This is a genomic window from Streptomyces sp. NPDC021093 (assembly GCF_044333135.1).
GTDB lineage: Bacteria > Actinomycetota > Actinomycetes > Streptomycetales > Streptomycetaceae > Streptomyces.
Map to the genome: position 1 here is coordinate 15,128 of NZ_JBIRQJ010000004.1, position 12,866 is coordinate 27,993.

10 protein-coding genes, 2 tRNA genes and 1 riboswitch are annotated in these 12,866 nt (G+C 72.0%); of the genes, 3 read left to right on the forward strand and 9 right to left on the reverse strand.

Annotated features, from left to right (window positions below; translation table 11 throughout):
- Positions 1-58 precede the first annotated feature (58 nt).
- Together trmB and ACH4SP_RS12525 are read left to right on the forward strand one after the other, a co-directional pair.
- The gene (gene trmB, locus ACH4SP_RS12520; RefSeq protein ID WP_398415034.1) at positions 59-913 is read left to right on the forward strand and encodes a tRNA (guanosine(46)-N7)-methyltransferase TrmB; all 855 of its coding nucleotides are present in this window, start codon (positions 59-61) and stop codon (positions 911-913) included.
- Between the two features lie 105 nt (positions 914-1,018).
- The gene (locus ACH4SP_RS12525) at positions 1,019-2,398 is read left to right on the forward strand and encodes a PrsW family intramembrane metalloprotease (protein WP_398413688.1); all 1,380 of its coding nucleotides are present in this window, start codon (positions 1,019-1,021) and stop codon (positions 2,396-2,398) included.
- A 63-nt stretch (positions 2,399-2,461) separates the two neighbouring features.
- Here the strand turns inward: ACH4SP_RS12525 and ACH4SP_RS12530 are convergent, their stop codons facing one another.
- The 5 genes from ACH4SP_RS12530 to ACH4SP_RS12550 form a co-directional block, all read right to left on the reverse strand.
- Positions 2,462-3,412 (reverse strand): aldo/keto reductase, encoded by a 951-nt coding sequence (locus ACH4SP_RS12530; protein ID WP_398413691.1) that lies wholly within the window; start codon positions 3,410-3,412, stop codon positions 2,462-2,464.
- A gap of 91 nt (positions 3,413-3,503) precedes the next feature.
- Positions 3,504-4,583 (reverse strand): M23 family metallopeptidase, encoded by a 1,080-nt coding sequence (locus ACH4SP_RS12535; RefSeq protein WP_398415036.1) that lies wholly within the window; start codon positions 4,581-4,583, stop codon positions 3,504-3,506.
- 281 nt (positions 4,584-4,864) lie between these two features.
- Positions 4,865-4,998: riboswitch (cyclic di-AMP (ydaO/yuaA leader) on the reverse strand.
- A 315-nt stretch (positions 4,999-5,313) separates the two neighbouring features.
- Entirely contained in the window at positions 5,314-6,627 is a 1,314-nt protein-coding gene (locus ACH4SP_RS12540) for a PP2C family protein-serine/threonine phosphatase (RefSeq protein ID WP_398413693.1), read from the reverse strand.
- 101 nt (positions 6,628-6,728) lie between these two features.
- Positions 6,729-6,802, reverse strand: a tRNA-Met gene (locus tag ACH4SP_RS12545).
- An 86-nt stretch (positions 6,803-6,888) separates the two neighbouring features.
- On the reverse strand, positions 6,889-7,731 hold the full coding sequence (locus tag ACH4SP_RS12550) for an NAD(P)H-binding protein (protein WP_398413696.1): 843 nt from the start codon (positions 7,729-7,731) through the stop codon (positions 6,889-6,891).
- 124 nt (positions 7,732-7,855) lie between these two features.
- Here ACH4SP_RS12550 and ACH4SP_RS12555 point away from each other — a divergent pair, with 124 nt between their 5' ends.
- The gene (locus tag ACH4SP_RS12555) at positions 7,856-8,386 is read left to right on the forward strand and encodes a MarR family winged helix-turn-helix transcriptional regulator (protein ID WP_398413698.1); all 531 of its coding nucleotides are present in this window, start codon (positions 7,856-7,858) and stop codon (positions 8,384-8,386) included.
- A gap of 62 nt (positions 8,387-8,448) precedes the next feature.
- Here the strand turns inward: ACH4SP_RS12555 and ACH4SP_RS12560 are convergent, their stop codons facing one another.
- The 4 genes from ACH4SP_RS12560 to ACH4SP_RS12575 all read right to left on the reverse strand — a co-directional run bounded on the left by ACH4SP_RS12560 (position 8,449) and on the right by ACH4SP_RS12575 (position 12,818).
- On the reverse strand, positions 8,449-8,859 hold the full coding sequence (locus ACH4SP_RS12560; RefSeq protein ID WP_398413700.1) for a hypothetical protein: 411 nt from the start codon (positions 8,857-8,859) through the stop codon (positions 8,449-8,451).
- Between the two features lie 399 nt (positions 8,860-9,258).
- Positions 9,259-9,331 (reverse strand) — tRNA-Lys (locus tag ACH4SP_RS12565).
- A 266-nt stretch (positions 9,332-9,597) separates the two neighbouring features.
- A complete protein-coding gene (locus tag ACH4SP_RS12570; RefSeq protein ID WP_398413703.1) occupies positions 9,598-12,030 on the reverse strand; it encodes a DEAD/DEAH box helicase in 2,433 nt (810 codons plus the stop codon).
- A gap of 194 nt (positions 12,031-12,224) precedes the next feature.
- Positions 12,225-12,818 (reverse strand): hypothetical protein, encoded by a 594-nt coding sequence (locus ACH4SP_RS12575; RefSeq protein WP_398413705.1) that lies wholly within the window; start codon positions 12,816-12,818, stop codon positions 12,225-12,227.
- Positions 12,819-12,866: the final 48 nt, after the last annotated feature.

Here is a 12,866-nt window from a genome sequence, read left to right on the forward strand (position 1 = left end):
CCGCGCCCGCCTCCGTAGAATCGGACACCCCGTGTCCCAGAACAGCGAGAGCCCCACGATGCCCCAGAGCCCCGAGCAGCCCGCCGCCGAGCCGCAGGCCACCCCCGGCCCCTCCCAGGCGGCCGCCGCCGCGCGGGCCGCCGCCCACGAGCGCGCCGAGCGGATGCAGCCGCGGGCCCTGCGCATGTTCCCCGAGGGGACTGGCCCCTCCCCCGACCCCGCCGGTTCGCACTTCGAGCGGCGGATCCGCAGCTTCCAGCCGCGCCGCAGCCGGGTCACCACCGGCCAGGGCGAGGCCCTGAAGCGCTGGTGGCCGACTCGGGGCATCGACATCGACGGGCAGAGCGTCCTCAACCTCAAGGAGATGTTCGACGGCCTCCCGGTCGTCCTGGAGATCGGCTTCGGGATGGGCGAGGCCACCGCGCAGATGGCCGCCGACGACCCGTCCACCGGCATCCTCGCCGTCGACGTGCACACCCCCGGCCAGGGCAACCTCCTCGGTCTCGCCGAGCGGAACGGCCTCTCCAACATCCGGGTGGCCAACGGCGACGCCATCATCCTGCTCCGCGAGATGCTCGCCCCCGACTCCCTGTCCGGGCTGCGCGTGTACTTCCCCGACCCCTGGCCCAAGGCCCGCCACCACAAGCGCCGCCTGATCCAGCCGGAGTTCCTCTCCCTCGCCGCGACGCGGCTCGCGCCCGGCGCCGTACTGCACTGCGCGACCGACTGGGAGAACTACGCCGAGCAGATGCTCGAAGTGCTCACCGCGCACCCGGACTTCGAGAACACGCAGGCCGACGGCGGCTACACCCCGCGGCCCGCCTTCCGGCCGCTGACCCGCTTCGAGGGCCAGGGACTGGACAAGGGGCACGTGGTCCACGACCTGATGTTCCGCCGCGCAGAACGCCCGTAGAAGCCCGTAGAACGCCCGTGGAACAGGCCGGTTGACGCACCGTTCATCCACAGCGACTGTCCGAACACGATCGCGAGTGTCAGTGGCAGTCGTTAGGGTCGTTGGATGTACGAGACGTACGCATCGCCCCCGCCCCCGGCGGCTCCGGCACCCGAGCCGGAGCCGGCCTCCGTCGCGCCCGCGGCGGACCACCCCCGGCGGCCGGGTGTCCTGCGCGGCGTCCGGCACCGTGCCTTCTGGCGCAGCAGGGCGGTCCGCGCCACCGCGCTGATCGTGCTGCTCGCCCTGTCGGGTCTTGTGCTGTTCGCACTCGTACGGGAGCAGACCGGCACCCGCGGCTTCCTGGTCGGGCTCGGGCTCGCCGTGTTCCCGGTGCCGCTGCTGCTTGCGGCGTTCCGGTGGCTCGACCGGGTCGAGCCGGGGCCCTGGCGGAATCTGGTCTTCGCGTTCACCTGGGGTTCCTGCGCGGCGGCGCTCGTCGCGATCACGGCGAACAGCTTTGCGGTGCAGTGGATCGCCGTGGCCACCGCGGACCCCGACAACGCGGACACGCTGGGGGCGACCTTCGTCGCGCCGTTCGTCGAGGAGTGCGCGAAGGCGGCGGCGATCCTGCTGGTCTTCGTGTTCCGCAGACGGCACTTCACGGGCATCGTGGACGGCGTCGTCTTTGCGGGCTTCACCGCGACCGGCTTCGCCTTCACCGAGAACATCCTCTACCTGGGCAATGCCTTCGGTGAGGACCAGGCGTTCGGCTTCTCCGGGCTCGGCTCGGTGACGGCGGGGACGTTCTTCGTGCGGGTGGTCATGTCCCCCTTCGCGCACCCCCTCTTCACCGTGCTGACCGGCATCGGCTTCGGCCTGGTGGCGCTCGCGCCGACCCGGCGGATGCGCACCCGCGCGTGGCCGCGCGTCCGGCGGGTCGCGCTGCCGCTGCTCGGCCTGCTCCTCGCGATGGGCATGCACTCCCTGTGGAACGGCTCGGCGTCCTTCGGACCGCTCGCCTTCTACGGGGTGTACGGGCTGTTCATGGTCCCCGCGTTCGCGTTCCTGACCTGGCTGGCGATCTGGACCAGGCAGCGCGAACTGCGTCTGCTGTCGGCCGAGTTGCCCGCGTACGCCGCAGCGGGCTGGCTGGACCCGGCCGAGCCGCTCGCCCTGTCCTCGATGCGGGCCCGCTCGCTGGCCCAGGGGTACGCGGCCAGGACGCACGGCCCCGGCGCGGCCAAGGCCGTCGCGGAGTACGAGAAGTCCGCGACGGCACTGGCCTTCCTGCGGTACCGGGCGCGGCGCGGGGCGGCGACCCCGGAGCTGGCCGCCGAGTTCACCGCCCGCGAGCGGGAGCTGCTGCACGAGCTCTGGCAGCGCAAGCGGATCGCGGGCCCGGCGCTGGTGTACGCGGCCCAGGTCACCGGCCGAATACGGCTGCTCCCGCCGCCGTACCACCCGGCCTACGCGGCCGCGTACAACCCGTACAAGAACTACTGACCCGGCCGGGCCTGCCGACAGCGCAGCCGTCGAACAGAACCAGTCGCCAGGCAGAGGCAGCCGTCAGGCAGAAGCAGCCGTCAGCTTCGCCAGCTCGGCGTCGCTGAGCGTCAGGTCCGCCACCGCGAGCAGCGCGGGCAGCTGCTCGACCGTACGGGCGCTGGCGATCGGCGCCACGACGGTCGGCCGGGCCGCCAGCCAGGCCAGGGCCACGGTCGCGATCTCGGCGCCGTGCGCTCCGGCCACCTCGTCGAGCGCGGCGAGGACCTTGAGCCCCCGCTCGGTCTCCAGGTGCTTGGCCGCACCCTCGGCGCGTGCGCTCTGCACCGCGCCGCCGTCCGCCCGGTACTTGCCGGTCAGGAAGCCGGACGCGAGCGCGTAGTACGGCACGGCCGCGAGACCGGCCTGCGACGCGACGTCCTGGAGCTCGCCCTCGTAGGTGTCGCGGGAGACGAGGTTGTAGTGCGGCTGGAGCGCGGTGTACTTCGCGAGGCCCTCGCGCTCGGCGAAGTCCAGCGACTCCCGCAGCCGGTCGGCGGAGATGTTGGAGGCGGCCACTGCCCGCACCTTGCCGTCCCGTACCAGCTGGTCGAGCGCGGTGACGAACTCCTCGACGGGCACGGACGGGTCGTCGTAGTGCGTGTAGTAGAGGTCGATGTAGTCCGTGCCGAGACGGCGCAGCGACTCCTCGGCTGCGGCCTTGATGGTGGTGGCGGAGAGTCCCTTGTACGAGGGGTGGGCGCCGACCTTGGTGGCGAGGACGACCTCGTCCCGGTTGGAGCGGGCGGCCAGCCATTCGCCGAGCACGCGCTCGGACTCGCCGCCCTCGTTGCCCGGGACCCAGGCGGAGTAGACGTCGGCGGTGTCGACGAAGTTGCCGCCGCCGGCGGTGTACGCGTCGAGGACGGCGAAGGACTGGTCGCGGTCGGCGGTCCAGCCGAAGACATTGCCGCCGAGGGCGAGCGGGAAGACATCGAGGCCGGAAGAGCCCAGCGGGCGCAGGTGGGAAGTCATGAGGACGTCAACCACCCGGCCCGCCGGACCTATTCCATGCACTGGCCATCAAATCCGGCCGGATCACACCGGACCGGACGGGGCCCGCGGATCAGACCGAAAGGCCCTTGTCCCGCAGCCAGGCCGCCGGGTCGATGCCGTCGCCGCCCGGGGTGTGCACTTCGAGGTGCAGGTGCGGTCCGGTGACGTTGCCGGTGGCGCCCACGTTGCCGATGGTCTGCCCGGTCGAGACGTCGGTGCCCGCCGAGACGTTCATCTGCGAGAGGTGGCAGTACCAGATCTCCGTGCCGTCGCTCAGCTCCAGCACGATGCGGTAGCCGTACGAGCCCGAGTAGCCCGCGGACTTTATGGTCCCGCCGTGCACGGCCTTGACCGGCGTGCCCGTCGGGGCGGCGAAGTCGAGACCGGTGTGGTGCCCGGAGGACCACATCGAGCCGGCCTGCCCGTAGGTGGAGGTGAGGGTGTACGAGGAGGTGGGCAGCGAGTAGCTGGCGGCCAGCTTGGCGAGCCGCTCGGCCTCCGCCTTCGCCTCGGCCTCCGCCTTGGCCTTCGCCTTGGCCCTGGCCTCTGCCTCGCGCTTCTCCTGCTCGACCTTCTCCGCCTTGGCGTCGGCCTCGTCGCGCTGCTTCTTGGCCTCGGCGGCTGCGTCCTTGACGGCCTGCTGGCGCGCGGCCTCCTGGACCGCCTCGTCGGCGACGGAGCGCTGCTGCTCGGCCTGGTGGAGGATCCGCGCCCGCAGGCTCTCGCCCGCACCGACCTGCTGCTGCCCGGCGGCGGCGGGAGCGGCGGAGGCGGCGGCCGGAACGGCGGCGACCACCACGCCCGTACCGGAGTCGGCGTCGGAGTGCGCACCGGAGTCGGAGCCCGACACCAACGCCCCCACGCCCGGCAGCGACTCGGCGTCCGGCAGGGATTCGGCGAGCGAGGCGAGGGAGTCGGAGAGCTGGTCCGGCAGCGATATCGAGACGGCCGGCTTCTCCTGGGCGGTGGCGATCCCACCGGCGCCGACGGCGGCGATGACGCCGACCCCCAGCACCGTGGAGCTACGGGCCAGGGAGCCGCGCTGCTTGGCGACACGGTGCTTGCCGCGCACCGGAACGAGGGACTCCTCGGTGGGGTTCCACTCCTCGGCCGACGCGGCGGGGCCGCCGAAGGGAATGCCGGAGGGGATGTGGGAGGGACCGTCGGAGGAACCGCCGGAGGTGTTTCCCGAGGGGCCTTCGAACTCAGCGAATCCCTCGAAGCCGCCCCGGTGCTGCTGCGGAATCTCGGGCGCGAGGGGCGCGAGGCCGACGAGCGTGTCGCCCTGACCGTTGGCCGGGCCGTGCGTCCAGCCGTCCGTCCGGCCGCCTGTCGGGCCCTCCGTGTCGTTCGGGACTCCGTAAGCCTGGTACGAGAAAGCGGGGGCCGGTGTTTCGGGGGCAGGCCTGTTGGACGCCACGGGGGCGCGCTCCTTTCCTTCCTTCTCGCCTACCGGGTTAGCTGACGGGTTCGGAGCAGGAAGGTCTCCTACGGGCCAGGTGCGGCCCGATTCACCCCAATTGGTGGTTCCCCGGTTTCCTCACGGAATTCGGCGCACGCGCACGGCGCCGTCTCTGACGACGGCTGGGACGACCGCACTGCGTTATCGAACGTTAATAGACACACAAGTGGAATTCCAAGCTGTTCCGGGTGATCGTTAACGCTGCGCAGGCACTCACGGCCAAGGCATACGGGCACATATGACCGCGAATCAGGACGACACAGCGGCCTCCCGAAACACATGCGTTCCGCCCCCGCAAACCCTCCACAACTGATAGATCGTCAATTGTTATGCGGAGGGCTCCCCTTCGAGCACACCCCGTGACCGACCGGCCGCACGCCGCCGCCCGCACCGCGCACCTTCCCCGCACCCACCGCGCTCACGGCCGTTTCACGATCTCCACGGTCCGGCGCCGCTCCGGCTGGCCCACCCCCGGCCGCCCCACCGCGAGCAGCGCCATGTCGTCGGTCTGCTTCCCGCCCGTATGCACCCGTACGTCACTGGTCAGCGCGTCCAGCACGGCGTCGGGCCCCGGATAGAGCGAGCGCCGCAGCCGTACCGCCGGGTCGTAGAAGACCCCGGCCGCGTCCCGCGCCTCGGAGAGCCCGTCCGTGTAGAACACCAGCGTCGAGCCCGCGGGGTACGCGAACTCCCGCGCCCGGTCCGGCCAGTCCCCCAGGTCCCCCATCCCCAGCGGCAGCGCGAACTCCTCCGGCTCCAGCACGTCCAGCTCGCCGTCCGCGTACAGCAGCAGCGGCTCGGGGTGCCCCCGGTTCACCAGTCGTACGACGCCCTCGCCGCGCGGGATCTCGGCGAGCACCGCCGTCGTGAAGCCCTCCAGCGCGTCAAGGCCGTCCCGCCGCCGGCCCTCGCGCGCCAGCGCCCGCTCCAGCCGCTGCGCGACGCCCTCCAGACAGCTCTCCGTCTCGGCGGCCTCCCGGAACGCACCCACCACCACCGCGACCGCCTCGACGGCCTCAAGCCCCTTGCCCCGTACGTCCCCCACGACGAGCCGCACCCCGTAGGGAGTGTCCTGCACGGCGAACAGGTCGCCCCCGATGAACGCGTCCGCCTCCGCCGCCTCGTACCGCGCGGCGATCTCAAGACCGCCGATCCGGTCCGGCGGGATCGGTACGACCGCCCGCTGCGCCGCGTCCGCGATGACCCGCACCGACGCGAGCTGCCTGCCGCTCTTCCGTACGACCCGGTTGATCAGGATCGCGAGCACGGCCACCGTCAGCACGGTCACCAGCTCGGTCACGCCCACCACGGACATCAGGACGTCGTCGGAGATCCGCAGCCCCACCACGGCCAGCACGGCGGCACACGCGGTCAGCCCGGTGTTGACCAGCGAGAAGAACGGCGCGGCGACCAGCGGAGCGGCCGCGAACAGCGGCGAGGCCGTGAAGTCGTCCGGCGTCAGCGCGTCGAAGAGGAGCCCGCCCGTGATCATCAGCGCGGGCAGCGCCCGCACGAACCGCCGCGTCTTCCTCCCGCCGCCGTCCCCCGCCCCTGCCCCGTTCCCGGCCCTCGTCCCGTTCCCGGCTCTTGTCCCTGTCCCGGTCCCGTCGCTTCCGCGTCCGTACCCCGCCACCGTCAGTTCTCCTGCCCAGGTCCGCACCGGGTGCGGACGGTACCGCTCCCCACCCAGGCTGGCCGGAGCCGCGCCGTACGGCGAATCGGCATCGGCCATGTGGGGGACGGTCCTGGCACGACTGCGTACATACGCGGACAAACGCCGGAGGCCCGGAACTCTTTCGAGTTCCGGGCCTCCGGACTGCACTACTTCTTCAGTAGCGGGGACAGGATTTGAACCTGCGACCTCTGGGTTATGAGCCCAGCGAGCTACCGAGCTGCTCCACCCCGCGTCGGTAAACACAACCCTACGCCATCCGGGCAGCCCCTTTGACCACTCGCGGCACCGACGCCGCCATTCCGCCTTTCCGCTGCCGCGTTATTCCCTGAACGCCCCCGCGTTCTCCCGCACCCACTGGCGGTACGTACGGGCCGGCCGGCCGAGCAGGGACTCGGTGGTGTCGTGAATGTCGGCGGGGCCGTGCGCCTCGGCGGCCGCCCAGAGGTCGAGCAGCGCGCCGACCAGCCGCGCGGGCATGAACCGGCCCATCTGCGCCTCGGCCTCGGCCCGGGTGACGTGGTCGATCACGATCTCCCGGCCGGTCTCCTCGGCGACGGTCGCGTACTGCTCGCGGAAGGAGAGCGACTCGGGGCCGGTGAGGACGACGGCGCGGCCGGTGAGGGAGTCACCGGTCAGGGCCTCGACGGCGAGGTCCGCGATGTCCTCGGGGTGGATGGGCGCGAGGTGCGCGTCCGGGTGGGCCAGGGCGATCGGGTGCCCGTTCCTGATGGCGTCCGCCGTGCCGAGGGTGTTGCTGGCGAAGGCGTCGGGGCGCAGCAAGGTGGCGGTGAGCCGGGAGGCGGTGAGCGCGGCCTCGACCAGGAAGCCGTGGCTCGCGATCGGGTGGGTCGCGGCGTCGGGGGCGAGGACCGCGGAGGACGAGAGCAGCACGACGTGCTCCACACCGGCCGCCTCGGCCGCCTTGAGCAGGTCGTCGATGCCCGCCGGGTTCGGATACAGGAACACCTGCCGGACGCCGTCCAGCGCGGCGGCGAAGGTCTCGGGCCGGTCGAGGACCAGCTCGACGGCCTCGACGCCGTCCGGGACGGTCAGCCCGGCGGGCTCGGCGCTGGCGGCGCGGACGGTGTGCCCGGCGGCGTGCAGCTGCCGGACGACCGACCGGCCGACCTTGCCGCGGGCGCCGGTGACGAGGAAGGACACGGGGACTCCATTCACACATGCATTGACTGATCAACAACACATGCATGCTCACACGCACGCAATTTCACGTCAACACATATATGCGAGCGGTCAGCCAGTGCACCGCGGGCACTACGATGCGGGCATGACGAAGCACGACCCGGAGGCCGGGGAGCCGAGAACGCCGGACGAACTGCTGGACGCCGCGGGCCCGGCACTCGGAAAGCTCCGGCGCTCCTCCCTCCTGGAGGTCGAGGAGCCGATCTCCCGGAAGGAACTGGCCAGGACCCTGGTGCTCAACGTCCTTCTGGAGACGGAGCAGAAGACGGCAGCGGCGGAGGACACCGGCCCCTTCGAGGTCACCGTCGGCGCCATCGGCGAGTTCCTGAGCGTGGACCCGTCCGTGGCCAGCCGCATGGTGTCCGACTGCATCTCGGCCGGCTACGTGGTCCGCGCGGCCTCCCAGCAGGACGGCCGCCGCACGGTCCTGCTCCTGAGCGACGAGGGCCGGGCGATGATGGCCCGCTTCCGCCGCCACCAGCGCCAGGCCTTCGAGTACGTCACCGCGGACTGGCCCGAGTCCGACCGGCTGCAGTTCGCCCGCCTCGTACTCCGGTACGTCGAGGCCCAGGACTCCCTGCGTCACCGGGCCCCGGCCCGGGACACCCCGCGCTGAACCGAGCGGTGCGGTCGGCCGTCCTGGTGGCCAGCCGTCCTAGTGGCCAGCTGTCCTGGCGGTCAGCCGTCCTGGTGGATCAGGTAGACGTACTTGCCGCCCGCACCCTTGTTCAGGTCGGTGTCGTAGCGTGCCCAGCCCTTGGGCGGCTCCACGCCGGAATCGTCGGAGATCAGGACGTCGAGGAACTGGATCGGGCTCCCCTGGTCGGGAGAGCGGGTGTAGGCCGCGTAGATGTACTCGCCGCCGGCCCCCTTGTTGAGGTCCACGGGAACCTTGCGGTAGTTGGGCGGTGCCTCCTGGTCGCCGATCAGGAAGATGATGTCGGTGATGGGGGCGTACTTGCCGTCCAGCTCGAAGGCGAAGTACAGGTACTCGCCGCCGGCTCCGGCATTGAGGTCCTTCGTGATGACGTGCCAGCCCTCGGGCGGGTACGGGGCGTTCTCGATGACGATGAGGTCGGTGACGGCCATGGTCGCTTCCCTTCGGTCCGCGTTCAGGACAGTGACGGCCAACCTAGGTCCGGGTCCGACCGTGCACAGCGGCCCGAATCAGCCGGGCGGCGGTATCACGTCACAGTGGCCCGACCGGACCTGAGCTGGGACGTTACGGAGCGACAGCGGGACGGGACCGGGGCGGGAACGGGACGGGAACGGCGTTCCAGGGACCTTGCAGGGGTGCGGCCGGGGCCGGTTCGTCACCCATACGGAATCAGTGGGGCGGACGGGGTTCGCACATGGCCCGTATCGCCGCTCTCTCGCCGCTGGTCCCGTCGATCGCCTCATGGCCAAACGACGGAGCGCCCCGACCGAAGAATCTCGGTCGAGGCGCTCCCCCGCAGGTCAGAGGCGTAAGCCCCTCACTTCGTCCTGTAGGCCATGTCGGACTCGAACCGACAACCAACGGATTAAAAGTCCGCTGCTCTGCCAATTGAGCTAATGGCCCCCGGCAGGACTCCCAAGAGCATAGCTGCCCGGTCCCCGGCAGCCGATCGGGTATCGCCCGAAAGCCTGTCGGCGGCGGCCGAAGACGTACGGCCGCGGCCGACGGTGGCCGCCTCCGAGCGGTGGGAAAGAGAAAGGGCCCGCTCGTAACGAGCGGGCCCTTTCCGGGGGTTCAACGTGTCACGGCATCAGCGCACCGGCGCGTCAGCGTGTCCCGTCGGCTCAAGCGACTCAGTCGTTTCAAGCGACTCAGCCGTTGCGAGCGACTCAGCCGTTGCGCTTCCAGCGCGGCTTGTCGTCGCGGCGGCCGAAGGAGCCGGTGCCGGTGCCGGAGCTGCCGCGGTGGTCGCCGCCACGGAAGCCGCCGCCGGTGGACGGACGGTCGCCGCCACGGAAGCCGCCCGAGGGACGCTCGTCACGACGGTCGCGGTTGAACGGACGGTCGCTGCCGCCGGAGCGGAAGCCGCCACCGGTGGGACGGTCGCCACGGTCGTCGCGACGGAAGCCGCCCGACGCGGGACGGTCGTTGTCGCGGCGGAAGCCGCCACCGGCCGGACGGTCGTCACGACGGTCGTTGCCGCGGTAGCCACTGGCCGCCGGACGGTCGCTGCCGCTGCGCTCGCCGCCACGGAAACCACCGGACGGACGGTCGTCGCGGCGGAAGCCGCCACGGTCGCCACCGCGGTCGTCACGACGGTCGCCGCCACGGAAGCCACCACCGGTGGGACGGTCGCCACGGTCGTCGCGACGGAAGCCGCCCGACGCGGGACGGTCGTTGCGGTCGCCGCCACGGTAGCCACCGGACGGACGGTCGTTGCGGTCGCCACCGCGGAAGCCGCCACGGTCACCGCCGCGGTCGTCACGACGGTCGCCGCCACGGAACCCGCCGCGGTCGCCGCCACGGTCGTTGTTGCCGCGGTAGCCACCGCGGTCGTCACGGCGCTCGAAGTTGCCGCGGTCGTCGCGGCGCTGGCGCTGCTCCTCCGCAGCCTTGGCGGCGGCGGCAGCCGCGGCCTGGGCCTCTTCCGCGGCCTCCGCCTCGGCGGCGGCCGCGGCCTCGGCGAGAGCGGTCTCCGGGTCCTCGCCACGCTCACGGGCGGCGCGGGCGACCAGACGGTCGGCCTCCTCGCGCAGCTCGGTCGCCCGGCGCTGGACGCGCTCCAGCTCCTTGGCCAGGTCCTTGGCCTCGCGCTCGGCCTGCTTGGCCGAGTTGGTCGCGGAGTCGGCCTGGACCTCGGTCAGCGAGCGGGCGCCGGTGATCTCGGCGACCTCCGGGTCGAACGCGCCCGAGCCGCCGACGATGTGACGCGAGGCGTCGACGCCCGCGTCCTCCATGAGGCGGAAGATCTGGCGGCGCTGGTGCGGCAGGGAGAGCGAGACGACGACGCCGGACTTGCCTGCGCGGGCGGTGCGGCCCGAGCGGTGCAGGTAGTCCTTGTGGTCGCCGGCCGGGTCCACGTTCAGGACCAGGTCGATGCCGTCGACGTGGATGCCGCGGGCGGCGACGTCGGTGGCGACCAGGGCGTTGACGTAGCCCTTCTTGAAGTCTTCCAGGACGCGGGTGCGGGCGCCCTGCGTCATGCCGCCGTGCAGGGCGTCGGCCTTGACGCCCGAGTCCTGCAGCTGCTCGGCGATACGGTCGGCGCCCAGCTGCGTACGGACGAAGATGATCGTGCGGCCCTTGCGGGCGGCGATCGCGGCCGTGACCGGCGCCTTGTCCTTCGGCTTCACGACGAGGACGTGGTGGGTCATGGTCGAGACGTTGCCCTGCGCGCTGTCGACCTCGTGCGTGACGGGGTTCGTCAGGTAGCGCTTGACCAGGGTGGAGATCTCGTTCTCCATCGTGGCGGAGAAGAGCATCCGCTGGCCGCCGCCGGGGATCTGGTCGAGCAGCTCGGTGACCTCGGGCAGGAAGCCCAGGTCCGACATCTGGTCGGCCTCGTCGAGGACGGCGATCTGGACGTTCTCCAGGGACGCGGCGCCGCGGTTCAGCAGGTCGCGCAGACGGCCCGGGGTGGCGACGAGGACGTCGACACCGCGCTCCAGGGCGTAGATCTGGTTGCCCATGGACGTACCGCCGCAGACGACCTTCATCTTCAGGCCGAGCACGTCGCCGTACGGCTGGAGGGCGTCCGCGACCTGCATCGCGAGCTCACGCGTCGGCGTGAGGATGATCGCGCGGGGCTTCTTCTTCTCGGTCTGGCCACCGGCCAGCTGGGCCAGCGTCGGCAGACCGAAGGAGAGGGTCTTGCCGGAGCCGGTGCGGCCACGGCCGAGGATGTCCTTGCCGGCCAGGGCGTCCGGGATGGTCGCGGCCTGGATCGGGAAGGGCGCGGTGACGCCGTTCTGGGCGAGCTTGCGGACGATGCCCTCGGGCAGGCCCAGGTCGGCGAAGCTGATGCCGGGCTCGGCGTCGTCCTCGTCGGAAGCGGCCTCGTCCTCGGTGATCTCGGCGGCGGGGGCCTCGTCGGCGACCGGCGCGGAGGCGGCCGGCTCAGCGGCCACCGGCGCAGCGGCGACCGGCTCGGCGGCGACGGCCTCGGCCGACTCGACGATCTCGGTGGCGGCCTCTACGACCTCGGTGGCGTCCACCGCGGGGAGCTCCGCGGCGGGGGTGTCGACCGTCTCGACGACCTCGCTGACGACGTCGATCGCGTCGTCAGCGGGCATGGCGGTGCGGTCAGAACTGGAAACAGACATGCGGATGCGAAACCTCTCGGAGTCTCGGCACGCGCCCAAACTCCGTGAATCGCAAGTGAAACCGCCTCAATGCGGTCAGCCACGGCAAGGGAGAGTACGCGCCACACGGCGCTCTTCTGTGTCGGCGCCGGGCAATGGGATCAAACGATCTATAACCATACGCACCCTCCCCCACACCTGGCAAATCGACTGCGCTACACCGCTTCCACCTGCGGATTTACCGCCGGCCCCGACCGTCCCCCGCGGTATTCCACGGGAGCCTGCGTCCCGGCCGCACGGTTCTGCGCCGCAGGTGTCGCGGACGGCGTCGGCTGCGTCGTCGGCTCGGTCGGGGTCGGGGTCGGCTCGGGCGGCCCGGTCGGCACCTGCGAGGGCGTCGGCTGCTGGGTCGGCCGGGTCGCGGAAGGCGTCGGCACCCCCGGGGACGGCGTGCCCTTCCCGGCTCCTCCCCCGGCCCCCGGGGACGGCGTGGCGCCCTTCGTCGGCCCCGGGACGCCCTTCGACGGAGTGGCCTCGGGGCCGGGCGATGCGTTCGGGCTGGCCGAGGAGCCGTCGCCCGGATCGGCGTCCGTACCGCTCTCGCCGCGGGAGACGGGCTTCGAGCCGGTACGTCCCTGGCCCTCGCCGCCCACCGCCGCACCGCCGTCGCGGCCGGCCTGCTCCTGCTTGGCGGCGGGGCGCGCCGGGAGGGGTTTCCCCTCGTCGTCGCTCACACTCATGCAGCCTGCGGAAGCCGCCACCGCGAGCGCCGCGGCGGCGAGTCGGACAGGGGTGGGCAGTTGGCGCACGGGCGCACCTCCGGCAAGGACGGCCAAGGGGTGCCGGCGCACGGGTCT